This window comes from Janthinobacterium sp. BJB304, from assembly GCF_002735765.1.
GTDB lineage: Bacteria > Pseudomonadota > Gammaproteobacteria > Burkholderiales > Burkholderiaceae_D > Janthinobacterium.
The window spans coordinates 184,030-207,041 of record NZ_PDZN01000010.1; the positions used below are offsets into that span (position 1 = coordinate 184,030).

Here is a 23,012-nt window from a genome sequence, read left to right on the forward strand (position 1 = left end):
TTTCCTCTATCATGCTGCTTTGCCCGCCTTCGCACCCGCCATGCCGTTTACCATTGCCGCCCCCGTCCACAGCGAACTGATCATCAAGAAAAGCCGTTTCATCGGTTGCGTGCAGCCGATGACGGACCGCGCCAGCGCGCAGCAGGTGGTCAATGACTTGAAGGCGCAGCATCCGGGCGCCTGCCACGTGTGCTGGGCGCTGCTGGCGGGCGGGCAATCGGCGGCCGTCGACGATGGCGAACCGAGCGGCACGGCCGGGCGGCCCATGCTCGACGTGCTGCGCCACCAGGACCTCGAAGGCGTGCTGGCCACCGTCGTGCGCTATTTCGGCGGCATCAAGCTCGGTGCGGGCGGCCTGGTGCGCGCCTATACGGACAGCGTGGCGCAAGCGTTATTGCAGGCGGAAAAGACGGCCATCGTGCGCCAGCGCACCCTGCGCTGCACGGTACCGTATGCGATGGAAGGCATGCTGCGCCGCGAACTCGATGGCGCCGGCGCCACCCTGCTGAACGTGGCGCATGGCGAAGACGTGCTGTTCGACTTCAGCCTGCCTGAAACGGCGGCCACCGCCCTGCTCGCCCATCTGCATGAGGCGGGCAATGGACGGATAGCCTGGCTGAAGGCAGAGGCCGAAGAGGAAGAATAAACCCTACAGGTCGCGCGGTCGCTTGATCTGCAACAAGATGAAATGCGTCCACGCCAGCGCCGGCAGCACCAGCAACAGCAGCATCAATCCGGCCGGCATGTCCGGCACGAAACGCACGAAGCAGGCAAGGAAGCCGGCGATGGCCAGCCAGAAGCGCCAGTTGAATGCATAGGCCTTGCGCGCCACCGTCGCCAGCGCGATGCGCCAGAATTCCAGCAAGGCCCACAGGCCGCCCGTCAGCAGCAGCGCGGCCAGCGCATTGGCGCCGGGGGCGTCGGTCCAGGTGCGCACCAGGTTGTACAGCAGCAGGGGATAGCCGGCCGTGATGGCCAGCGTGGCCGGACCGGCGGCGATGACAGCTTCAAACAGCTGCCCTTTGGAACGATGATCCACTAAACCGTGCTCCTCAAGCCACGACGCCCGAATGGGCGGCGATCACTTGCAGCGCGCCGGCCGCATCCTGCGCCCACACGCGCGTAAAACGGAAGTCGCCATGCGTTTCCACGTCGTGATACTTGCCCGTCAGCTGCATGCGCACGGAGACCACGGCCACGTTGCCGTTGATGCGCACATGGCGCTCGGACGCGCGCAAGTCCGTGATGGCCAGCAGGCGCTGCTCGTGCGCTGCCAGGTCCGCATGCTTGCTCAGCAGATGACCCAGGTGATTGGTAAACAGTAACTCGTCGGCCAGCAAGACATTCAGCGCGGCCACGTCGGACGCCATCATGGCCAGGCGCAAGCGCTCTTCCGCATCCAGCACTTGTACTTCCGTTAAAGCATTCATTTTTTTCCTTATTAAAATCACGCGCGCATATTAACAAACGGGAAAACCATGCTGGCACGAAATAGCCAATTTCACAATCATCCTGAAGGCTTATGCCTGTGGAGCATATTTATATAGCGTAATATTCGCAGCAGTATCGCGTAAAACACCCCCATAGTACTGTACAGTGCTTGCCCTTTCGCCCCAGGCTGGGGCAGCAATGACTTGTAGTAAAGTGCTCTCCGCAGTCCCGAATAAAACCAAGATAAGGCCCCTTCATGGCAATTAACATCATTCTGAACCTGCTCGTTGCGCTGATCGTCTTCGCCTTCATGTTCCACCAGCAACGCAAACACGCGACGTTCACCGTGCGCGTCTTCACGGGCCTGGGCCTGGGCGTGCTGCTGGGCGCGGCCGTGCAGTGGCTGTACGGCGCCGGCTCGCCCGTCATCGCCGGTACCAATGAATACATCGACATCGTCGGCAGCGGCTACGTCAAACTGCTGCAGATGATCATCATGCCGCTGATCATGGTTTCCATCATCTCCGCCATTTTAAAGCTCAAGGATGCGAGTTCCCTGGGCAAGATCAGCGCGCTGACCATCGGCACCCTGCTCATTACCACTACGATCGCCGCCGCGCTGGGCATTTTGATGGCCAAGCTGTTCGGCCTGACGGCAGTAGGCCTGACCTCGAGCGCGGCCGAAGTGGCGCGCGGCGTGCAGCTGCAAGGCTCGCTGGAAACGGCGAAAGCCCTGTCCTTGCCGAAACTGCTGGTCAGCTTCGTGCCGACCAACCCCTTCCTCGACATGACGGGCGCGCGCAAGACGTCGACCATCGCCGTGGTCGTGTTCTCGATCTTCATCGGCATCTCGGCTACGGGCATCGCGGCGAAAAAGCCGGAAATTTTCGCATCCTTCGAGCACTTCATGAAAGTGGCGCACGCCATCGTCATGCGCATGGTCACCCTGGTGCTGCGCCTGACGCCGTACGGCGTGTTCGCGCTGATGTTTGAAGTGGTAGCGTCGTCGAGCTACACCGACATCTTGAAATTGATCAACTTCGTCGTCGCCTCGTACAGCGCGCTGATATTGATGTTCCTCGTGCACCTGGCCATCATCGCCGGCGTGGGCCTGAACCCCTTGCGCTTCGTCAAGAAAGTCTTCCCCGTGCTGGCCTTCGCCTTCACCTCGCGCACCAGCGCCGGCTCGATCCCGATGAGCGTGCAGACGCAAACCCAGCGCCTGGGCACGCCGGAAGGCATCGCCAACTTCGCCGCCTCGTTCGGCTCGACCATCGGCCAGAACGGCTGCGCCGGCATCTATCCGGCCATGCTCGCCGTCATGATCGCCCCTACGGTCGGCGTCGATCCATTTACGCTCAGCTTCCTGCTGCCGCTGCTGGCCATCATCACCATCGGTTCCGTCGGCGTGGCCGGCGTGGGCGGCGGCGCCACGTTTGCCGCCCTGATCGTGCTGTCGGCGATGGACTTGCCCGTCGCGCTGGCCGGCTTGCTGATCTCCGTCGAACCGCTGATCGACATGGGCCGCACGGCCCTGAACGTGAGCGGCTCGATCACGGCCGGCACCGTCACCAGCCGGGTCATGGGCGAAACCGACCTGGCCGTCTACAACAGCGACGACGCGCCTGACTTGGACGAGGCGGAACACGCCGCCTAAAAGCCCATCGAGTTGCGCGCCGCGCCTTGCCGCTTTCGTCTATATTGAATCGCAATCAATACGGAGGAAGGCGCAAGGCGATGGAACAGAAATGGCCGCAGCAAATCTGGATCGTGCGTCACGGCCAAAGTGCCGGCAACGTGGCGCGCGATGCCGCCGAAGCGGAAAAACAGTTATTAATCGCCATCGCCGAGCGCGATGTCGACGTCCCCCTCTCCGAGCTTGGCGCGCGCCAGGCGCAAGCCCTCGGCGACTGGTTCGCCACCCTCCCCCCTGAACAACAACCGACCGTCGTGCTGTACTCGCCCTACGTGCGGGCGCAGCAGACGGCGCAAGCCGTGCTGGCGCGCATCGATGCGGACAGCTTGAGCGCCGTGGTGGCCGACGAGCGCCTGCGCGAAAAGGAATTCGGCATCCTCGACCGCCTGACCGTGCACGGCATCGCCAGCAAGTACCCGGAATTGCACGAACAGCGCCAGCACGTCGGTAAATTTTATTTTCGCCCGCCGGGCGGCGAAAGCTGGTGCGACGTCATCCTGCGCCTGCGCAGCGTGCTCGACACCATCACCCGCGAATACCGGGGCGAACGCGTGCTGATCGTCGGCCACCAGGTCATCGTCAATTGTTTCCGCTACCTGCTCGAGCGCTGCGACGAGCACGCCATCCTGGCCATCGACAAGGCGGCCGACGTGCCCAACTGCGGCATCACCTCGTATGCCTTCAACCTCGCCCTGGGCAGGCACGGCAAGCTGCAGCTGGACCTGTGCAACTTCGTCGCGCCGCTGGAAGCGGCCGGCACACCCGTCACGGCACAGCCCGACATGCCGGCTGCGCCGAAATCCTGATCCTTCGGAGGTCATCCATGGACGCCATCGACATCACCCCCTCCCTGCTGCGCTCCTGGCCCCTGCCCATGCCCCAGCCCGACGGGGACAAGGAAGTGCGCGGCCATCTGCTGATCGTCGCCGGCTCGGAAGAAATGCCGGGCGCCATTGTGCTGGCAGCCACGGCCGCCCTGCGCGCGGGCGCAGGCAAGCTGACCCTGGCGACGGGCGCGTCGGTGGCGGCGCAAGTGGCCGTCGCCATGCCCGAGGCGCGGGTCATCGGCCTGGACGAAACGGCGCAGGGCGGCTTCCGCCACGAGGCGCGCCACCAGCTGGTGCCGCTGGCCGGCAAGGTGGACGCGGTGCTCGTCGGGCCAGGCATGTGCGACACGGCCGCCAGTTGCGAGCTGATGCGCCACCTGCTGCCTCTGTTTGCCGGCAGCCGGCTGATCCTCGACGCCTGCGCCATGCAGGTCGTGCGCCAGCCGTCGCAGTTTCATTTTGAGCAGCCCGTGCTGCTGACGCCGCACGCGGGCGAGCTGGCCCAGCTGATGGGCGTGACCAAAGATGCCGTGCTGGCCGACCCGCATGCCTGCGCCATGGAGGCGGCGCGGCGCTGGCATGCCATCGTCGCGCTGAAGGGCGCGCTGACCGTCATCGCCATGCCCGATGGCAACAGCTGGACGCATGCGGGCGGCAATATCGGCCTGGCCATTTCCGGTTCCGGCGACACTCTGGCCGGCATCATCACGGGCCTGGCCGCGCGCGGCGCACCGTTGGAGCAAGCGTGCGCCTGGGGCATCGCCCTGCATGCGCTGGCGGGCGAGCAACTGGCCCTGCGCTTCGGCATCCTCGGCTACCTGGCGCGCGAAATCCCGGCCGAGATTCCCGCCCTGCTGCGCAATCTGGCGGCATAAAAACAACAGCATAAGCATATCCAGAAAGAATCGTTAGCGCACACCGCCACCTCCCTTAAGCTCATTGCAACTGTTTCCGTACTAACACTAATCGAGCCCAAAGGACACCGCCTTGTATCCGCGCCATTCATCCGCCACGCCTTCCCTTCCCGCCACGCCGCTGCGCGCCATCGTGCTGGCCTGCGCCATGCTGGGCGCTGCACCCGCCTGGGCCCAAGCTGATGACACGGTCACGAGTGCCGCCACGCCAGCCGGCGCCAGCATCGACCAGGTCACCGTCGTCGGTTCGCGCGCCCGCAACCGCACCGTGTTCGACAGCAGCGTGCCCATCGACCGCTTCGGCGCGCGCGAAGTGAGCAATGCGCTGGCCTCGGGCGACGTGGGCGCGGCCCTGCAAAACCTGTCGCCGTCGATCAACTTCCCGCGCATTGAATCGAGCGGCGCGTCGGACTCCGTGCGCGGCATCCAGTTGCGGGGCCTGGCGCCCGACCAGGTGCTGGTGCTGATCAACGGCAAGCGCCGCCACACGAGCGCCGTGCTCGACACGGAAAGCAGCTTTTCCGGCACAGTGCCGGTCGACATCAACGCCATTCCGCCGAACGCCATCGATCACATCGAAATCCTGCGCGACGGCGCCGGCGCTCAGTACGGCAGCGACGCCGTGGCGGGCGTCATCAACATCGTGCTGAAAAAGGCGCGCACGGGCGGCGCCGCCTCCGTCAGCTACGGCGCCAACCACACGCATTTCGAGCCCACCGATCAAACCCTGACGGATGGCCAGACCGTCATCGTCAACGCCGACTACGGCGTGCCGCTGGGCGAGGCGGGATTCTTCCGCTTCGGCGCTGAAACGCGGCGCCGCTCGCCCACGGAACGGGCCGGCCCCAGCGACGCGGGCTGGACTTCCTACAACTTCACGCCGGCCGACCAGGCGCTCGACGGCAAGGTCGTGTTCAAGTCGGGCGACTCGCGCCAGCGCAACAACTACCTGTTCTACAACACCCAGCTCACCCTGGCCAACAGCCTCGACCTGTACTCGTTCGCCACCCTCAACGAACGCACATCGGACGGCAGCGCCTACTTCCGCTATCCGGGCGACCCGTCGAACGTGCCGGCGCTGTATCCGCACGGCTACCGCCCCGTCACCAACGGCGACAAGCGCGACCTCAGCATCGTTGCCGGCGTGCGCGGCAGCGCGGGCGCGTGGAACTGGGACGCCAGCGCACGCCACGGCAGCGACCACTTTGACTACGGCGTAAGCCACTCCGTCAACGCTTCGCTGGGCGCGGCCAGCCCCACGCGTTTCAATCTGGCCGGTTTCGACTTCCGCCAGAATGCCTTGAATATCGATGCCACGCGCAGCATCGACATCGGCTTGCCCGCCCCGCTCAGCGTGGCCGTGGGCGCCGAGTGGATGCGCGAAACCTACACCAGCTCGGCCGGCGATCCTGCCTCGTATGCGGCCGGCAGCTTCACCGATGCGCCACCGGGCGCGCAGGCCGGTCCCGGACTGCGCCCATCGGACGCCTATGACGGCAGCCGGCAAATCCGCTCCGTCTATGCGGACGTGGAAAGCGACCTCACGCCGCGCCTGCTGGTGGGCGCCGCCGCCCGCTATTCCGACTACAGCGACTTCGGCAGCGCCAGCACGGGCAAGTTGTCCACGCGCTATAAAGTGACGGACAATTTTCTTGTGCGCGGCTCGCTGTCGAACAGCTTCCGCGCACCGGCCCTTGTGCAGACGGGTTTCCGCTTCGCCACCTTGAACTTCAACGCCGATGGCACGGCCCTGCAAACGGCGGCCCTGCTGCCGGCCAGCGACCCGCTGGCGCGCAACTTCGGTGCACAACAGCTGAAACCGGAAAAATCGGCCAACGTCTCGCTGGGCCTGGCCTGGAAACCGGCGACCGCCACCAGCGTGACGGTGGACGCCTACGTGATCCGCATCCGCGACCGCATCACGCGTTCGAGCGACTTGCAAAGCGACGCCGTCACGGCCTACCTGGCCGCGAATGGCCGCGGTGATATCCAGTCCGTGGCCTACCTGGCCAATTTGCTCGACACGCGTACCAAAGGCCTGGACGTGGTACTGAACCACGACCTGGCCTTCACGTCAGGCAAGCTGAACCTGAATGCGGCGCTGAACCTGAACAAGACCAGTCTCGACAAGGAGCGCCAGAGTTCCGCCGCGCTGGCTACCATCGATCCGAGTCTGACCCTGCTGACGGAGACGAGTTTGTTCCGTATCAAACATGCGTCGCCCACCAGCAAAGTGATCCTCGGTGCCGACTGGCAGGCGGCAGGCTGGGGCGTGCAGGCGCGCGCCACGCGCTTTGGCGAGCTGAAAGACTTTTCGTACGACAGCGATGCGCCCCTGATCGACGGCATCCCCGCGCAGCGCTTCGGCGCCGTGTGGTCGTTGGACCTGGAAGGGCAATTAAAACTGAGCAAGCAACTGACGGTGAGCGTGGGCGGCAACAACATCCTCGACCGCTATCCGCAGCGCGTGCGGGAAACGAACAACGCCACGTATGGCGGCGCCCTGCCCTACAATTTCATCAACCCCATCGGCGTGAACGGCGCGTACTTTTACGCTAAATTAAGCTACACGTTCTGACACGGACAAGGATAAATCATGATCATCAAACGAATCTCCCATCTCGTCGCCGGTGCCTGCGTGAGCGCCCTCCTGTTATCCAGTGCCCAGGCTGCCGCGCCGCTGGTGCTGATGACGGACTTCGGCACGGCCGACGGCGCCGTGTCCGCCATGCATGGCGTCGCCTATGGCGTCGATCCCCAGCTCACCATTTCGGACCTGACCCACCAGATTCCCGACTACGACATCTGGCTGGGCGCCTACCGTTTGTACCAGACGGCCAATTACTGGCCGCAAGGCACGGTGTTTGTTTCCGTCATCGATCCGGGCGTGGGCACGGCGCGCAAGTCGGTGGTGCTGAAAACCAAGGGTGGCCGCTACTTCGTGGGTCCGGACAACGGCCTGTTCACGTTGATCGCCGAGCGCGACGGCGTGGCCGAACTGCGTGAAATCGATGAACAGGTCAACCGTCTGGCGGGTTCCGCCGAGTCCTACACTTTCCATGGCCGCGACGTGTACGCGTACGTGGGCGCCCGCCTGGCCTCGGGCGCCATCACCTACGAACAGGTGGGCCCGTCATTGCCCAGCGCATCCGTGGTCAAGATCGCGTATCAAAAACCTGTGCGCGACGGCAATACCATCCGCGGCATCGTGCCCGTGCTCGATGTGAAATATGGCAATGTCTGGACGAATATCCCGAAATCGCTGCTCGACGAATTGCAGGTGAAACTGCACGATCCGCTGCAAGTGCGCATCTTGCACAAGGGCAAGCAAGTGGCCAAGGTCACGGCGCCGTTCGAGCACACGTTTGGCGGCGTCGCCAAAGGCAAGCCGCTGGTTTACCTGAACAGCCTGCTCGACGTGGCCGTGGCCATCAGCCAGGGCGACTTCGCCGCCAAACACCACGTCGAGTCAGGCGTGGATTGGGAAGTGGAAGTGAGCAAGGCCCCTGCCGCCAAATAAAGCCCTCGCCCGTGGCCGGGACGTCCTGTCCTGGCCCTTTCTTTCTCGTTCAGGTGGCGCGTTTGCGCCATATCAAAACGAATCGCCGATCCTGCTGCCGATAGCCGTTGATTTGTAAATCCGGTGAACCTGCGCACACCTGCCCACTCTAATTTTTTGCAAGCGATGCCAGCCTTGCTGCGATGGCCTGCCGGCACTGTGGCAGGCCGCCTGGCAGGTAGGATCACCCACGACAGCTTTCCAACGAGAAAGGAACAATCATGACGGCCCCACTCCCTAGCACCAGCAAGCTTGTCCTCGGCACCGCCATCGTCTGCGCGCTGCTGGGCGGCTGCAACAAACATAACGAAACCACGACCGCCCCGGCCACGCCAGCTACGCCCGCCACCACGCCCGGCACGGGCGGCAGCGGCACCTCGGGCACCAGCGGCATCACCACGCCGGACACCACCACGCCCGCCACCCCATCCGTTGCACCGGGCACGACCACCAATCCCGACGGCACGACCACGCCGCCGGCCACCCCGCCTGCCAATAGCACCACGCCCGGCACCGGCACAGGGACCGGTACCACCACACCACCGCCACGCAGCAGCTAAAGGCTGCACCCGCTGCGCTGCGGCGGCCGACCCCGCAATCCGGCAACGAGCACAGGAATCAGCAACAAAGAGCCTTCCAACGAAGGCTCTTTGTCTTGCCGGCACAGCAATTCTTCCCGCTGCAGCGCATCAACGGGCTGGCGCCGCCTTCACCGCCCCCCGAGCGCTCAGCGCCTGGTGGTCCGCCGCCAGGAACAGATACATGGCCGGCACCACGAACAGGGTAAACAAGGTGCCGATGGACAGGCCCGTGAAAATCACCAACCCCATCGCGTGGCGCCCGGCCGCGCCAGCGCCCGAGGCGATCACCAGGGGCAGCACGCCAAACACCATGGCGGCCGTCGTCATCAGGATGGGGCGCAGGCGCACGGCGGCCGCTTCTTCCACCGCCTCGCGCTTGCTCTTGCCTGTCTTTTGCAGCTGATTGGCCACTTCCACGATCAGGATGCCATGCTTGCTGATCAGTCCCATCAGGGTCACCAGGCCCACTTCCGTGTAGATATTGATCGACGCAAAGCCGAGGAAGATGAACATGGTGGCGCCAAACAGGGCCAGCGGCACGGAAACGAGGATCACGACGGGATCGCGGAAGCTCTCGAACTGCGCCGCCAGCGCCAGGAAGACGATCACCACGGCAAACAGCATGGTAACGATGAAGCCGCCCGATTCCTGCACGAACTGGCGCGACTGCCCCGCATAATCGGCCGTGTAGCCGCTGGGCGCCACCTGGGCCAGCGTGTCGCGCATGAAGCCCAGCACCTCGCCCTGCGAGGCGCCGGACACGCCGGAAAGCGTCACGGAATTGAGTTGCTGGAAGCGGTTGATCGACTCGGGCACGACGTCGTACTCGATATGCGCGACGGTGCTGGCCGGTATCATCGTGCCGCTGGGCGTCTTGATGTGGAAACCCAGTACTGCCGACGGGTTCAGGCGGTCCACCTGCAGCACCTGCGGGATCACTTTATACGAACGCCCGGCGATGGAAAAGTAATTGACGTAGTTGCCGCCCAGAGCAGCGCCCAGCGCCTGCCCCACATCCTGCTGCGTCATGCCGAGCGCGGCGACACTGTCGCGGTCGATCACGACGGTCGCTTGCGGCTTGTCGATTTTCAGGTCCGTATCGATGAAATAGAACTTGCCCGATGAACGCGCCTTCTCCAGCACCTGCTGCGCGATGGCATCGAGGTTTTCAAACGGCTCCGTGGTGGCGATAACGAACTGCACGGGCAAGCCCGAGGAACCGGGCAAGGCGGGAAACTGGAAGGCGGCCACGCGGGCGCCGGCAATCCGGTTCCAGCCCGCCTGCAAGTCTTGCTGCACTTCCTTGGCGCTGCGCGTGCGCTCGTTCCACGGCGTCATCAGCATGCCGCCAAAGCCCGAGTTGACCGTCGGCACGCCCGTGATCTGGAACATCTGGCTGTATTCGGGCATGGCCTTGGCCACCTGGTAGATTTGCTCCGCATACACCTGCATCTGGTCCGAGGTGGCCGTCGGGTCGCCCACCACCTGCGACAGCACGACGCCCTGGTCTTCCTCGGGCGCCAGCTCGGACTGCGACATCTTGAACATCAGCCCCAGCACCATCATCAATAGCGCCGCCATGACGATGAGCACCACCCAGGTGTCGAGCAGCGCACGCAGCAGGCGCTGGTACGTGTCGTGCACCTTGCCGAAGACGCGGTCGATGGCTTGCACGAAGCGGCCGCTATCCTGTTCCGGGCGGAAAAAGCGCGAACACATCATGGGCGACAGGGTCAGGGCCACGATGCCCGACACGGCCACGGCGCCGGCCAGGGTGAAGGCGAATTCCGTGAACAGCGCGCCCGTCAGGCCGCCCTGGAATCCGATGGGCACGTACACGGCGATGAGCACCACCGTCATGGCCAGAATCGGGCTGCCCAGTTCGCGCGCCGCCAGCAGGCTCGCTTCCAGCGGCGGCTGACCCTGCTTCATGTGGCGGTCCACGTTTTCCACCACGATGATGGCGTCGTCGACCACCAGGCCGATGGCCAGCACGATGGCCAGCAAGGTCAGCAAGTTGATGGAATAGCCGAGCGCCAGCATGGCCGTAAACGTGCCGATCAGGGACAGCGGCATGGCGATCACGGGCACGATCACGGCCCGCAGGCTGCCCAGGAACAGATAGATGACGATGGTGACGATCAGCAGCGCCTCGGCCAGGGTCTTGATGACTTCCTTGATCGAGGTATTGATGAAGAACGTCGAGTCGTACACGATCTCCCCCGTCAGTCCGGCCGGCAGCTGGGACTGGATATCGGGAAAACTGGCGCGCACGCGCTTGGCCACGTCGAGGATATTGGCTTCCGGCGCCACCTTGATGCCGATGAAGACGGAGCGCACGCCGCTGAAAGCCACGTTGAAATCATAGTTTTCCGACCCCAGCACGACGGTGGCCAGGTCTTCCAGCCGCACGATGGAGTCGCCGCTGCGCTTGACGACGAGCTTCCTGAACTCCTCGACCGAATGCAGGTCCGTGCCCGCCGTCAGGGGAACGGTCACCATCTGCCCCTTGCTGGACCCCAGCGCGGCCAGGTAATTGTTATTGCCCAGGGCCGTACTGACCTCGGCCGCCGTCACGCCGAACGCGGCCATCCTGTCCGTATCGAGCCAGGCGCGCAGCGCGAACTGGCGCGCGCCCAGCAGTTCCGCCGTCTGCACGCCGCTGATGGAATCGAGCTTGGGCTTGACGACGCGGCTCAGGTAATCCGTCACATTATTCGTCGGCAAGGTCTTGCTGTAAAAGCCCAGGTACATGGCGTCCGTCGTCTGCCCCATTTCCACCGTCAGCACGGGCGTCTGCGCCTGGGCGGGCAGCTGGTTTTTCACGGAACTGACTTGGGTATTGATTTGCGTCAAAGCCCGGTTCGCGTCGTAATTGAGGCGCAAGGTGGCCGTGATGGTCGACACGCCGCTGCTGCTCGACGAGGACAGGTAATCGATGCCCTGCGCCTGGGCAATGGCCGATTCCAGCGGCTGCGTGATGAAACCGGCCACCGTCTGCGCGTCGGCGCCGTAATAGGTGGTGGAGATCGTCACGACGGCGTTCTGCGTCTTCGGATACTGGTTGATGGGCAGGCTGAACAGGGAGCGCAAGCCCAGCACCACCAGCAGCAGGCTCACCACCATCGCCAGCACGGGCCGGCGGATAAAGAGATCGGTGAAGTTCATGGCGGCGCCTCAATGTTCTTGCGGCGTGGGCTGCGGATTGTTGCGCGGCTCGACAACGTTGCTGATCACCACGGGACTGCCGTTCTTGAGCTTGATCTGTCCGCTGGTGACGACTTGCTGGCCCTCGGTGAGCCCGGTCAGCACGGCCACCTGGTCGCCGCGCGTTTCGCCCGTCGTGACGAACACTTGCCGTACCACCAGCTCGCCCGCCTTCGGCGGTGGGGCGGCGGGAGCGGCGCTGCCCGGCGCGGCGGCCTTGGGCGCCTGCTGCGCCGGCTGCACGACGAAGACGGTGGAACCATACGGGTTGTAGGTGATCGCCGTCTGCGGCAAGGTCAGGTACTGTTTCTTTTCTCCCACCTCCACCTTGACGTTGGCAAACATGCCCGGCAACAACTGCCGCTGGGGATTGGCCACCGTGGCCTCCACCTGCACATTGCGCGTGGCCGGGTCGACCTTGGAACTGATGGCGCTGACCTTGCCCGCAAACGCCGTGTTCGCATGCGCATCGCTGGACAGGTTCAGCACCTGTCCCACCTGCAGCCCGCCCAGCTGCTTTTGCGGAATATAAAAGTCCACATAGATGGGATCGATGGTTTGCAAGGTAACGATCTTGTCGCCTGGATTCACGTACTGGCCCGGATTGACGGTGGTGATGCCGAGTTTGCCCGCGAACGGCGCGCGGATGGTTTTCTTGGCCACCAGTGCCGCCTGCTGGGCCGCCAGTGCCTGCTTGCTTTTCAGGTCGGCCGCGTCGTTGTCGACCTGCGCCTGGCTGATCGCCTGCACGGCAAATTGCTGGCGGTCGCGCGCCAGCACGGACGCGGCCAGTTCCGCGGCCGCCTCCAGCGCGCGCAGCTGCGCCAGGTCGGCATCGGCATTCAGTTGCAGCAACAGTTGCCCCGCCGCCACTTCCTGGCCGGACTTGAAATGGATGGATCTGACGAGGCCGGCGATTTCGCTCGTCACGTCGACGCCGCGCACGGCCACCAGGGTCCCCACCGACGCCAGGTGCGGCTGCCACTCGACCTTGCGGACGATGGTCGCCGACACCGTTTCCGGGGTGGGCTTGGGCGAACTGGTCATGAGCTGGCGGATGTGCAGGAAAAATCCCAGCGCCAGCAGGGCAATCAACAGCACCACCGCCCCCAGCATGATGAGCATGCGTTTCGTGCGTTTCGTCATGGATACGCTCCTTGTTGTTGCTTGCGGCTGCCATTGCGCGTGTCGTGTTGCAAGACCTTGCCGTGCCAGCCCGTCAGTCTGCCGCCATGGAAACGGCCTGCAGCGCAGGACGGTTCCACCAGCCGCCGCCCAGCGCCTGGAACAGCGCGGCACTATCGGCATAGCGGGCCGCCTGCGCCTGCACCAGCCCCACCCTGGCCTGCTGGTAGGTGCGCTGGGCGTCCAGCAGGCTCAGGTAGCTGATGGCGCCCAGCTTGAATTGCTGCGTACTCAGCGCCAGCGATTCGCTGGCCAGCGCCTCCACCTCGGCTTGCTGCTGCAAGGCGGCGGCATCGGCCTCGAGGGCGCGCAAGCTGTCCGCCACATTCTGGAAGGCGGCCAGCACGGTGGCGCGGTAATCGGCCGCCGCGCCCTCGTAGGCGGCGATGGCGGCACGCCGCTGGGCGCGCAATGCGCCCCCATTGAAAATAGGCTGTGCCAGCCCGGCCGCCACGCCCCACACGGCAGAACTGGCGTGCAGCAGCGCGGGAACGCTGGTGGCCAGCGCGCCGGCATTGCCCGTCAGGGTGAACTGGGGATACATGGCTGCCGTGGCGACGCCGATCTGCGCGCTGGCTTGCTGCAGCAGCGCTTCGCTGGCGCGGATGTCGGGACGCTGACGCACCAGGGCCGACGGCAGGGAGACGGGCAAGTCCTGCGGCAGGCGCAGCGACGCCAGATCGAATTCAGCCATGCCGGGCTCGCTGGGCAGCCTGCCCGCATACACGGACAGCTGGTGGCGCGTCAGGGCCAGCGCCTTTTCCAGTGGCGGCACGCTGGCCCGCGTCTGCGCCACCGTATTGCGCTGGACCAGCACCGTGGCGCGGCCGATGGCGCCGAAGCGCAATTGCTGCTCGATCAGGTCCAGCTGCTTTTGCTGCGCGTCGAGTATTTCGCCGATGGCCTGCAGCTGGGCGCGCAACGACGCTTCGCGGATGGCCGCCGTCACCAGGTTGGCCGTCAGGGCCAGGTACACGGCTTCGAGCTGATACTGCCGATAGTCGACCAGCGCTTGCAAGCCCTCCAGCTGGCGCTTGTTGCCGCCAAATACATCTAGCGCATACGACACATTCACCGAGGCATTGTACAAATTGAGGACGCCGCCCGCCCCTTCCAGGCTGCTGTTTTTTTCGCGGCTGACGCCCAGCCGGGCGCCCACTTCGGGATACAGCAGGCGGCCGGACAGGGCGCGGTAATTTTCATCGGCCTGGCGCAGGGCCGCCTGGGCCGACGCCAGGCCCGGACTGCGCGCGAGGGCGCCGCGCACGAGCTGGTCCAGCGCTGGCGACTGGAACAGCGACCACCATTGCGCGGGAATATCCTGGCCCGGCACGAAGCGCTGCGCCTGGCCGGCGGGACCAGGGGCGGCCACAGTGTGCGCCGGCAACGGTGCCGGCGTGTAGCGGTCGCCGCCGGGGGCGGCGGGAGGCCGGAAGTCCGGCCCGACGGCGCAAGCGGCCAGCAGGCATGTCATGAGGATGCCGAGTATGGGCTGCCGGATGCTGAAGAACATGGTGCTGGTCCGTTACGTTGCCGTGCCACATTGCCGTTGAAAAATATCGCAAAAGTAGCGCGATAACAGGCTGGCGATCCTGCCCACCCGTCCTACGATTGTAGAGCACCGGACGTAAAAAGAGCCTTCCGAAGAAGGCTCTTTGACCTGGCACAAGGATTGCGCAGCCGAGGCTGCCTGACTTACTTTTGCAGGCTGACCGACGCCGCTTTCGGCGCGCGGCGTCCCATCAGGAACAGCACGGCCTTCTTCAGCATGCGGTAGACGAAGCGCACCATCAGCAGGGTCAGCACGCATTCGATCAGGGTCAATATCATGGCCACGACCACGGGCATGCGCGCGGCGCGGCGGTGGAACTTGGCCACGGCGCCATCGCGGGCGATTTCGATGCTGTCATAGAAGGTCGGCACGACCAGCAGGGTCAGAATCGTCGAAGTGATGGTGCCGCCGATGATGGCGATCGCCAGTGGACGGTAGAACTCGCCACCCTCGCCCAGGCCCAGCGCCACGGGGAACATGCCGGCGATCAGCGCGAACGTCGTCATCAGGATGGGGCGCAGACGCATGCGGCCCGCATACATCAGCGCATCTTCGCGGCCATGGCCCTCTTCCTCGCGCTTGCGCGCCGCGTCGAGCAGCAGGATGGCGTTCTTGGCGACCAGGCCCATCAGCATGATGATGCCGATAAAACTCATCAGGTTGAGGGTGTTGTTGGTGATCACCAGCGCCACCACCACGCCGATCAGGCTGAGCGGCAAGGACATCATCACGGCCACCGGCGCCGTGAAGGAACCGAACTGCATCACCAGGATCAAATACATCAGGCCGATACCCATCACCAGCGCGATCAGCATTTCCGTGAACAGCTCTTGCTGATCCTGGCCAGCGCCGCCCAGCGCCAGGCCGTAGCCGGGCGGGAAGTCGATGGAGTTGGCCAGTTTCATGGCATCGCTCGTCACTTCGCCGTTCGAACGGCCCTGCGCATTGGCCGACACGGTGATCGTGCGCTTGCCATTCTTGTGCTCGATACCGGACGGGCCCTTGCCCATGGTAATGGTGGCGATCTGGTCGAGCGGCACCATTTGCGACGTGCCCGTCACGCTGATCGGCAGGCGCTCGATGTTTTCCGATGCCACGCGGTCGTCGGGATGCAGGCGCACGGCCACGTCGCGCGTTTCGCCCGTCGGATCGACCCAGTCGCCCACTTCCACGCCGGCAAACGCCACGCGCAACGATTGCGCCGCGTCATTGACGGAAATGCCCATCGAGTTGGCCAGGCCGCGGTTGAGCTCAATCTGCAGCTCGTTCTTCGGGTCCTGCTCCGACAGGCCCACGTCAACGGCGCCGGGAATGGCGCGCAGCTTGTCCATGTAGGCGTTGGTAATTTCCATCAGTTTACGCGAATCGGGACCGGTGAACTCCACCTGGATCGGCTTTTGCGAACCGTTGCTCAAATCGTCCTGCACCACGTATTCGGCGCCCACCAGGCGCGACATCTTCTCGCGCAGCTCGACGGCGATTTCCTTGGCCGAACGCTTGCGCGTGTTGCGCTTGCCGATGTCGACATACACGCGGCCGCCGCCCGCATTGATGGAGCTGTTGGTATCCTTGGTTTCAGGCAAGGTGCGCGCCAGCACGGCCGCCGCTTCCAGTTTCAGACGCGAATACTCGATGCTGCTCGACGATGGCGTGCGCACATTGATCATCAGATTGCCCGAATCGGATGCAGGCAAGAAACTCGTGCCGCCGTGCGTGATGTGCAGGGCGATGGCGCCCGCCAGGCTGATGACGGCGATGAAGGCCATCCAGCGGCGGTGGTGCAGGGCCCAGGCGATCACGCGGCCATAGCGGTCGGCCTGGTGATCGAACCAGTGGTTGAATTTATCGAGCACGCGGCCGATGCCTTTTTTCGGCGCCGAGTGTTCCTCGACGGGGTCGCCCCAGTAGGCCGACAGCATCGGGTCGAGCGTAAACGAAATGCCCAGGCTGACCAGCACCGAGCACGTCACCGTCAAGGCAAACGGACGGAACCATTCGCCCGAGATCCCCGGCATGAAGGCCACGGGAATGAAGACGGCAATGATCGAGAAGGTCGTGGCGGCCACTGCCATGCCGATCTCGGCCGTACCTTCCAGCGCGGCCGTGCGGCGGTCCTTGCCCATCTGCATGTGGCGCACGATGTTTTCGCGCACGACGATGGCATCATCGATCAGCACGCCGATGGCCAGCGACAGGCCCAGCAGGGTCATGAAGTTCAGGGTAAAGCCGCACAGCCACACGGCGATGAAGGCGGCAATCACGGACGTCGGCAGGCTCAGCGCCGTGATCAGGGTCGAACGCCACGAGTTCAGGAAGGCGTAGACGACGAAAATCGTCAGCACGGCGCCCAGGACCAGCGATTCGATCACATTGTTCAAGCTATGCTGGGCGTTTTCGCCGCCATCGCGCGTCACTTGCAGGATCGTGCCTTTTGGCAAGGTCTTGTTGATGTCCGCCACCATGTCGCGGATCTTGTTGGCCACGCTGACGGTGGAAGCGTCGCGCACGCGGGTGATCGAAATGCCCACGTTGGGCTTGCCGCTGCGCATGCTCAGGCTGTTGACTTCGGCAAAGCCGTCCTCGATGGTGGCCACTTGGGCCAGGCGCACGATTTCCTCGCCGCGGCGCTTGATCACTACTTTCTCGAAGTCGCTTGGCGACTCGATGCGGCCCACGAGACGGATGCTTTTCTCGTCCAGGGTGCCGCGCACCTTGCCGACGGGGGCATTCGTGTTCTGGTTGCGCAGGGCGGTGACGACGTCGCTGACGGACACATTGTATTCACGCAATTTTTCCGCCCGCAGCAGCACGGACAGTTCGCGCTTGAGCGAGCCACCCACGTTGACCAGCGCCACGCCATCGACGGTGCGGAAGCGGTCCGACAGCACGTCTTCGGCCAGGCGCGAAATTTCCGCATGGCTTTGCGAGTTCGACGACAGCGCCAGCTGCATGATCGGCTCGGCAGCCGGGTCGATGCGCTGCAGGATAGGCTCGCGCATTTCCGTCGGCAACTTGTAGCGCACGGCGGCAATCGCATTGCGGATATTGTCGGACGCTTCGATCAAATTGGTATTGAAGGAAAACTTCAGGAAGATGCTGGCCGCACCTTCATTTGAATCGCTGTTGACTTCGGTCACGCCGGAAATGCTTTGCAGCGACTTTTCCAGGCGGTTCACCACTTCTCGCTCGACCGTGTCGGGCGATGCGCCAGGGTAAGGAATGCTGACGACGATGAACGGCACTTCGACGTCCGGATTCTGGTTGACGCGCAGTTTCTTGAGCGCCAGCAAGCCGACGCACATCATCGCCAGGATCAGGACAATGGTGGCGGTGGGCCGCTTGATACTGAAATCGGAAAGGAACATGGCTTAGTTTCCTTTACCGGCAACGGCGGCGCTGCTGCTGGCCATGGCGGCTGCCGGTACGGCCTTGGCTGCCGTCAATTCCACTTTCTGCCCATCCTTGAAGGTCGAACCGGGCGTACGCAGCACGGTGTCGCCGCTGGCCAGGCCGCTTTGCACTTCCCACTGGCCCGTGCGCACGTCGCGCGCGCCGATGCGCAGTGTGACTTTATGCAAGGCCTTGTCCTTGACTTTCCACGTGTACGTGACGTCGCCGGCCTTCACCAGAGCCGAATCGGGGATCATCAGCGCGCTGACGGTTTCCGTCTCGATGCGCCCTTCCGCGTACAGGCCGGCCACGCGCGGCTGTTGCTTGTCATTGAAATCGACGAGCACGGCCACCTGGCGCGTGACGGCGTTGGCGGCAGGATCGACGCGGCGCACCTTGCCCGCGAAATCCTGGCCGGGATAGCCATTGATGCGGAACAGCACGGGCTGGCCCACCTTGACGACGCCGATCTTGTCGGCCGATACCAGGCCCTCGAGGCGCATGCTGGTCGGATCGATGACCTTGATCAATTCCTTGCCGATTTGCGCCGTATCGCCATTCGATACCTTGCGCTCGCTCACGATGCCGTCGAACGGCGCGCGCACGAGGGTGCGCTGCAGCTGCTGGCGCGCCTGGGCGGCGCGGCTCTTCGCGGCGGACAAATCGCTTTGCGCATTGTTGCGGCGGATTTCCGCGTCTTCCAGCGCCTGCGTCGACGTCATGCCCGAGGCGCGCAGGGTTTTCATGCGCTGGAACATGCGTTCGGACTGCTCCAGCACCTGGCTCGAGGCGCGGCTGGCTTCCTCGGCCGAATTGAGGCTGTCGCGGATGGCCGTTTCGTCCAGGCGCACCAGCACGTCGCCCCGTTTGACGATTTCGCCGTTTTCCTTCATCACCTGGATCACCACGGCCGACACTTCGGCGCGCAAGTCCGCGTTGCGCTCGGGCTGCACGGAGCCGGTGATGACGGGGCCCGATGCCAGCGCATTGCTCTGGATGGTCAGCAAGTCTTCCGGGGACACCAGCAGATTGACGCTAGCGCCCGCCTGTTCCTTGCCATCCTTGCCGCCCTTGCCGGGATCTTTGGACTCTTTGCCACAGGCGGCCAAGGCAGAAGCAATTGCCAGAACAAACAGGGTTTTGCGCAACATGGGTAATTCTCCGGATAGATAGCGCCACGGCCGTCCCGGCGGCCCGGATAGGGCTGCAGGCGATGGCAGGCATATATTTTTATTAAAACCACAAGCGCCAAAGTATCCATGAGCGCATCCGGGCATGTCAATCGGCCGTTTCCTGTAATGCTTTAATCAGTGGATGAAACGTAGTTTTTGCGCCCTGAAACGCAAAACCCCGCCTTGAAGCGGGGTTTTGACTAGAGGAAACGAGTGCTTAGCGGGCAAACACGTAGTTGATCAGGAAACCGATGGCCACGCCCGTGCACAGGCCGCCGGCGATTTCCACCAGGGTATGGCCCATGCGCTCGCGCAAGGTCTTGTGCGCGGGGCTGGCCGCTTCCCCCGCCAGGCGGTTGATGGCGGCCGCCTGCTTGCCCACGTGCTGGCGCAGGCTGTTGGCGTCGATGATGACGATGAAGGCCAGGGTCACGGCCACGCCGAAGGCGGGATGGCCTATGCCTTCGCGCAAGGCGATCAGGGTGGCCATGCTGGACACGACGGCGCTATGGTTGCTAGGAAAGCCGCCATTGCCGACCAGACCGAACGCCCATTGCCGCGTGCGGACACTGTTGATCAGGAATTTGATCGGTCCGACCAGGATCCAGGTGATCAGGGGCGTGACGAGGTAAGCGATATCCACGGGGTATTCCTTCTTCTATATATGTCGAGAGTGTGCAAGAGACTGCGGCAGCCGGATGGGCGCGCCGCAATTATCGCAGATCGTCCGCGCCAGCAGAACTGTCTGTCGCCGGTCTACAAAACGCCGTCCCGGGCGGCAACTAATATAAAATCATGGCATATACAACAATTGACGTATATCAACACTGAGCGCGGCGCGCACAGCGGCGCGGATAATCAAACGTCTTTCATACTTGCAACGGGGTACTCATGCGGCATTTCAGAATTTCCTTTTTAGTCACTTTTATCCTGATGGCGGTGTCGGGCTGGTGGGGTTACAGCCATGGCGGCATGCCCGGCCTGATCAATGCGCTGTGGATCACGGGCGTGCTGGGCGTCATGGAAGTGTCGCTGTCGTTCGACAATGCCGTGGTAAATGCGTCGGTCTTGCGCCACTGGAATGAATTCTGGCAAAAACTGTTCCTCACGGTCGGTATTCTCGTGGCCGTTTTCGGCATGCGGCTGCTGTTCCCGCTCGTTATCGTTTCCGTCGCCACGGGTCTGGGCCTGGTCGACGTGTGGACCATGGCGACCACCACGCCGGACGTGTATGCCAAGCACCTGACGGACAACCATGCGCAAGTGGCGGCCTTCGGCGGCGCCTTCTTGCTGCTGGTGTTCCTGAACTTCCTGTTCGACGACGAGAAGGAATTGCACTGGCTGGGCTGGGCCGAGGAAAAAGTCAACGCGCTGGGCACGGAAAGCCTAGCCGTCCTGATCACCATGGGCGCCGTGGCCGCCTGCGTGGCGATGGGTCCTGCGCAAGCCAAATACAGCGTGCTCGCCTCGGGCATCGTCGGCATCGCCGTCTACATCGGCGTGAACTGGATCAGCGGCTTGCTGGAAGAAGGCGAGCCGGACTTGCAGGATGACGAGGAGGAAGGCGCCGCGCCAGCCAAGAACGGCAATGGCGACCTGGTAAAAACGGTGGCGCGCGGCAGCATCGGCGGCTTCCTGTACCTGGAAGTGCTGGACGCCTCGTTCAGCTTTGACGGCGTGATCGGCGCGTTCGCCATCACCAACGACGTGGTCATCATCATGCTGGGCCTGGCCATCGGCGCCATGTTCGTGCGCTCGATGACGGTGTACCTCGTGCACAAGGGCACCCTGGACGAATTCGTCTACCTCGAGCACGGCGCCCACTATGCGATCGGCATCCTCGCCTTGATCATGCTGGCGTCCGTCAAGTACCATATTCCGGAGTGGTTCACGGGCCTGTCGGGCGTGGCCTTCATCCTGGTCTCGCTGTGGTCGTCCTTGCGTTACCGCAAACGGCACGCGGCACAAGCTTGAAATCGGGGGTTCCGCCCCCAATTGAGAGAGTGATGGCACGAGCGCCTTGCGCTCATCCCATGAAGGCATGATCAAGTTTAATTATTTAAGGAGCACCACATGGCAATCAGTTTGCAAAAAGGCGGCAACGTCAACCTGAGCAAGGAAGCACCGAACCTGAAGAAGATCATCGTCGGCCTCGGCTGGGATCCTCGTTCGACGGATGGCGCCACCTTCGACCTTGACGGCAGTGCTTTCCTCCTGAAAAACGACGGTAAAGTCCGTGGCGACTCTGACTTTATCTTCTACAACAACCTGAAGTCGACCGACGGTTCCGTCGTGCACACGGGCGACAACACGACCGGCGAAGGCGAAGGCGACGATGAGCGCATCGAAATCGACCTGACCCGCGTACCGGCCGACATCGACCGCATCAGCATCACCGTCACCATCCACGACGCCGACGCGCGCCGCCAGAACTTCGGCATGGTCTCGAAAGCCTTCATCCGCTGCCTGAACGCGGAAGGCGAAAAAGAAATCGCCCGCTACGACCTGTCCGAAGACAGCTCGACGGAAACGGCGATGATCTTTGGCGAAATCTACCGCTACAACGGCGAATGGAAGTTCAAGGCCATCGGCCAGGGCTTCAACGGCGGCCTGGGCCCCCTCGCCCGTTCTTTCGGCGTCAACGCTTAAATTCACGCTCGTTAAACCTGCTGCGCCGCGCATGGAACGTGCGCGCGACGGTTTTCCGGGGTGAATTGCACTTTTGTCATATCATTACTGCCGCCTGCACAGATCAGGCGGCTTTTTTTTGGAGATTTATCATGCCAGTATTTAGTGTCACGGGCGACGTCGATCCCTTCCTGCACGTCAGCATGAAGCAGGGTGAAACCATCTATTGCGAATCGGATGCGATGGTGATGATGGAAACGGCGCTCGATTTGAAGGGCAAGATGACGGGCGGCCTGGGCAGCGCCATCATGCGCCGCTTCGCCAACGGCGAATCGTTCTTCCAGCAGCACATCGAAGCGGTGCGCGGCAGCGGCGACTGTTTGCTCTCGCCCACCCTGCCGGGCGCCATCGAAGTGGTCGACGTGGGCGCGCGCCAGTACCTGCTCAACGACGGCGCCTTTGTCGCCGCCACCTCGGGCACGGAAATGAAGGTGCGCACGCAAAGCATCGGCAACGCCTTGTTCGCCCAGTCGGGCGGCTTCTTCGTCATGGAGACGGCCGGCACGGGACAAGTGGTGGTGTCGGGCTTCGGCTCCATGTTCCAGCTCGACGTCGAGCCGGGCAAGGACGTCGTGATCGACAATTCCCACGTCGTGTGCTGGGACAACAGCCTGAAGTACGAGATTTCCGTGACCACGGGCGGCGGCTCGGGCGGCGGCGGCATCGGCGGCTTCCTCGGCAATATCGTCAACAGCGTGACCAGCGGTGAAGGCATCGTGCTGCGCTTTTCCGGCTCGGGCAAGGTGTTCATCTGCTCGCGCAACCGCGACGCATTCCTCAAGTGGACGGCCAGCGGCAAGGCTGGCTGAT

The 23,012-nt window shown here is 63.6% G+C and carries 18 protein-coding genes; 10 read left to right on the forward strand and 8 right to left on the reverse strand.

Going from position 1 to position 23,012, the window contains the following annotated elements; translation table 11 throughout:
• The first annotated feature begins 40 nt into the window (after positions 1–40).
• Positions 41–646, forward strand: coding sequence for a YigZ family protein (locus tag CSQ95_RS14290; protein WP_070290668.1), 606 nt, complete (start codon positions 41–43; stop codon positions 644–646).
• Between the two features lie 3 nt (positions 647–649).
• On the opposite strand, the gene CSQ95_RS14295 is transcribed toward CSQ95_RS14290, so the two are convergent.
• Positions 650–1,039, reverse strand: a complete 390-nt coding sequence (locus CSQ95_RS14295) for a hypothetical protein (protein WP_099409971.1) — start codon at positions 1,037–1,039, stop codon at positions 650–652.
• Between the two features lie 13 nt (positions 1,040–1,052).
• Positions 1,053–1,430: a nuclear transport factor 2 family protein gene (locus tag CSQ95_RS14300; protein ID WP_070290666.1), complete on the reverse strand. Its 378-nt coding sequence runs from the start codon at positions 1,428–1,430 to the stop codon at positions 1,053–1,055.
• A 257-nt stretch (positions 1,431–1,687) separates the two neighbouring features.
• On the opposite strand from CSQ95_RS14300, the gene CSQ95_RS14305 reads away from it, so the two are divergent.
• The 6 genes from CSQ95_RS14305 to CSQ95_RS14330 all read left to right on the forward strand — a co-directional run bounded on the left by CSQ95_RS14305 (position 1,688) and on the right by CSQ95_RS14330 (position 8,987).
• The gene (locus CSQ95_RS14305; protein ID WP_099409972.1) at positions 1,688–3,088 is read left to right on the forward strand and encodes an L-cystine transporter; all 1,401 of its coding nucleotides are present in this window, start codon (positions 1,688–1,690) and stop codon (positions 3,086–3,088) included.
• Positions 3,089–3,168: 80 nt separating this feature from the next.
• Positions 3,169–3,933, forward strand: coding sequence for a histidine phosphatase family protein (locus CSQ95_RS14310; RefSeq protein WP_099409973.1), 765 nt, complete (start codon positions 3,169–3,171; stop codon positions 3,931–3,933).
• A 17-nt stretch (positions 3,934–3,950) separates the two neighbouring features.
• Positions 3,951–4,829: an NAD(P)H-hydrate dehydratase gene (locus CSQ95_RS14315; protein ID WP_099409974.1), complete on the forward strand. Its 879-nt coding sequence runs from the start codon at positions 3,951–3,953 to the stop codon at positions 4,827–4,829.
• A 112-nt stretch (positions 4,830–4,941) separates the two neighbouring features.
• Complete coding sequence (locus tag CSQ95_RS14320) at positions 4,942–7,446, forward strand: TonB-dependent siderophore receptor (RefSeq protein ID WP_257218050.1); 2,505 nt, start codon at positions 4,942–4,944, stop codon at positions 7,444–7,446.
• Between the two features lie 18 nt (positions 7,447–7,464).
• Positions 7,465–8,388, forward strand: a complete 924-nt coding sequence (locus CSQ95_RS14325) for an S-adenosyl-l-methionine hydroxide adenosyltransferase family protein (protein WP_099409975.1) — start codon at positions 7,465–7,467, stop codon at positions 8,386–8,388.
• 260 nt (positions 8,389–8,648) lie between these two features.
• Positions 8,649–8,987: a hypothetical protein gene (locus CSQ95_RS14330; protein ID WP_099409976.1), complete on the forward strand. Its 339-nt coding sequence runs from the start codon at positions 8,649–8,651 to the stop codon at positions 8,985–8,987.
• A gap of 129 nt (positions 8,988–9,116) precedes the next feature.
• Here the strand turns inward: CSQ95_RS14330 and CSQ95_RS14335 are convergent, their stop codons facing one another.
• The 6 genes from CSQ95_RS14335 to CSQ95_RS14360 form a co-directional block, all read right to left on the reverse strand.
• Complete coding sequence (locus CSQ95_RS14335; RefSeq protein WP_099409977.1) at positions 9,117–12,176, reverse strand: efflux RND transporter permease subunit; 3,060 nt, start codon at positions 12,174–12,176, stop codon at positions 9,117–9,119.
• Between the two features lie 9 nt (positions 12,177–12,185).
• Positions 12,186–13,361, reverse strand: coding sequence for an efflux RND transporter periplasmic adaptor subunit (locus tag CSQ95_RS14340; RefSeq protein ID WP_099409978.1), 1,176 nt, complete (start codon positions 13,359–13,361; stop codon positions 12,186–12,188).
• A 73-nt stretch (positions 13,362–13,434) separates the two neighbouring features.
• Positions 13,435–14,913, reverse strand: coding sequence for an efflux transporter outer membrane subunit (locus CSQ95_RS14345; protein ID WP_099409979.1), 1,479 nt, complete (start codon positions 14,911–14,913; stop codon positions 13,435–13,437).
• 182 nt (positions 14,914–15,095) lie between these two features.
• Positions 15,096–18,317 carry an efflux RND transporter permease subunit gene (locus CSQ95_RS14350; protein WP_070312445.1) on the reverse strand — a complete coding sequence of 1,074 codons (3,222 nt, stop codon included), beginning with the start codon at positions 18,315–18,317 and terminating at the stop codon, positions 15,096–15,098.
• A gap of 3 nt (positions 18,318–18,320) precedes the next feature.
• Positions 18,321–19,493 (reverse strand): efflux RND transporter periplasmic adaptor subunit, encoded by a 1,173-nt coding sequence (locus CSQ95_RS14355; protein WP_070224701.1) that lies wholly within the window; start codon positions 19,491–19,493, stop codon positions 18,321–18,323.
• Between the two features lie 238 nt (positions 19,494–19,731).
• Positions 19,732–20,157, reverse strand: a complete 426-nt coding sequence (locus tag CSQ95_RS14360; RefSeq protein WP_070224702.1) for a divergent PAP2 family protein — start codon at positions 20,155–20,157, stop codon at positions 19,732–19,734.
• A 248-nt stretch (positions 20,158–20,405) separates the two neighbouring features.
• Between CSQ95_RS14360 and CSQ95_RS14365 the strand changes: the two genes are divergently transcribed.
• The 3 genes from CSQ95_RS14365 to CSQ95_RS14375 all read left to right on the forward strand — a co-directional run bounded on the left by CSQ95_RS14365 (position 20,406) and on the right by CSQ95_RS14375 (position 23,011).
• Positions 20,406–21,488, forward strand: a complete 1,083-nt coding sequence (locus CSQ95_RS14365) for a DUF475 domain-containing protein (RefSeq protein WP_099409980.1) — start codon at positions 20,406–20,408, stop codon at positions 21,486–21,488.
• A 99-nt stretch (positions 21,489–21,587) separates the two neighbouring features.
• Positions 21,588–22,163, forward strand: a complete 576-nt coding sequence (locus CSQ95_RS14370) for a TerD family protein (protein WP_070290657.1) — start codon at positions 21,588–21,590, stop codon at positions 22,161–22,163.
• A gap of 131 nt (positions 22,164–22,294) precedes the next feature.
• Entirely contained in the window at positions 22,295–23,011 is a 717-nt protein-coding gene (locus CSQ95_RS14375; RefSeq protein WP_070224704.1) for a TIGR00266 family protein, read from the forward strand.
• Position 23,012 lies beyond the last annotated feature (1 nt).

What these genes read in the sequence shown, in the direction of transcription:
- CSQ95_RS14335 (WP_099409977.1), bottom strand. Translation starts at nt 12,176, where the DNA reads ATGAACTTCACCGATCTCTTTATCCGCCGGCCCGTGCTGGCGATGGTG.
- CSQ95_RS14370 (WP_070290657.1), top strand. Translation starts at nt 21,588, where the DNA reads ATGGCAATCAGTTTGCAAAAAGGCGGCAACGTCAACCTGAGCAAGGAA.
- CSQ95_RS14315 (WP_099409974.1), top strand. Translation starts at nt 3,951, where the DNA reads ATGGACGCCATCGACATCACCCCCTCCCTGCTGCGCTCCTGGCCCCTG.
- CSQ95_RS14325 (WP_099409975.1), top strand. Translation starts at nt 7,465, where the DNA reads ATGATCATCAAACGAATCTCCCATCTCGTCGCCGGTGCCTGCGTGAGC.
- CSQ95_RS14290 (WP_070290668.1), top strand. Translation starts at nt 41, where the DNA reads ATGCCGTTTACCATTGCCGCCCCCGTCCACAGCGAACTGATCATCAAG.
- CSQ95_RS14375 (WP_070224704.1), top strand. Translation starts at nt 22,295, where the DNA reads ATGCCAGTATTTAGTGTCACGGGCGACGTCGATCCCTTCCTGCACGTC.
- CSQ95_RS14350 (WP_070312445.1), bottom strand. Translation starts at nt 18,317, where the DNA reads ATGTTCCTTTCCGATTTCAGTATCAAGCGGCCCACCGCCACCATTGTC.
- CSQ95_RS14365 (WP_099409980.1), top strand. Translation starts at nt 20,406, where the DNA reads ATGCGGCATTTCAGAATTTCCTTTTTAGTCACTTTTATCCTGATGGCG.
- CSQ95_RS14345 (WP_099409979.1), bottom strand. Translation starts at nt 14,913, where the DNA reads ATGTTCTTCAGCATCCGGCAGCCCATACTCGGCATCCTCATGACATGC.
- CSQ95_RS14330 (WP_099409976.1), top strand. Translation starts at nt 8,649, where the DNA reads ATGACGGCCCCACTCCCTAGCACCAGCAAGCTTGTCCTCGGCACCGCC.
- CSQ95_RS14300 (WP_070290666.1), bottom strand. Translation starts at nt 1,430, where the DNA reads ATGAATGCTTTAACGGAAGTACAAGTGCTGGATGCGGAAGAGCGCTTG.
- CSQ95_RS14310 (WP_099409973.1), top strand. Translation starts at nt 3,169, where the DNA reads ATGGAACAGAAATGGCCGCAGCAAATCTGGATCGTGCGTCACGGCCAA.
- CSQ95_RS14305 (WP_099409972.1), top strand. Translation starts at nt 1,688, where the DNA reads ATGGCAATTAACATCATTCTGAACCTGCTCGTTGCGCTGATCGTCTTC.
- CSQ95_RS14355 (WP_070224701.1), bottom strand. Translation starts at nt 19,493, where the DNA reads ATGTTGCGCAAAACCCTGTTTGTTCTGGCAATTGCTTCTGCCTTGGCC.
- CSQ95_RS14340 (WP_099409978.1), bottom strand. Translation starts at nt 13,361, where the DNA reads ATGACGAAACGCACGAAACGCATGCTCATCATGCTGGGGGCGGTGGTG.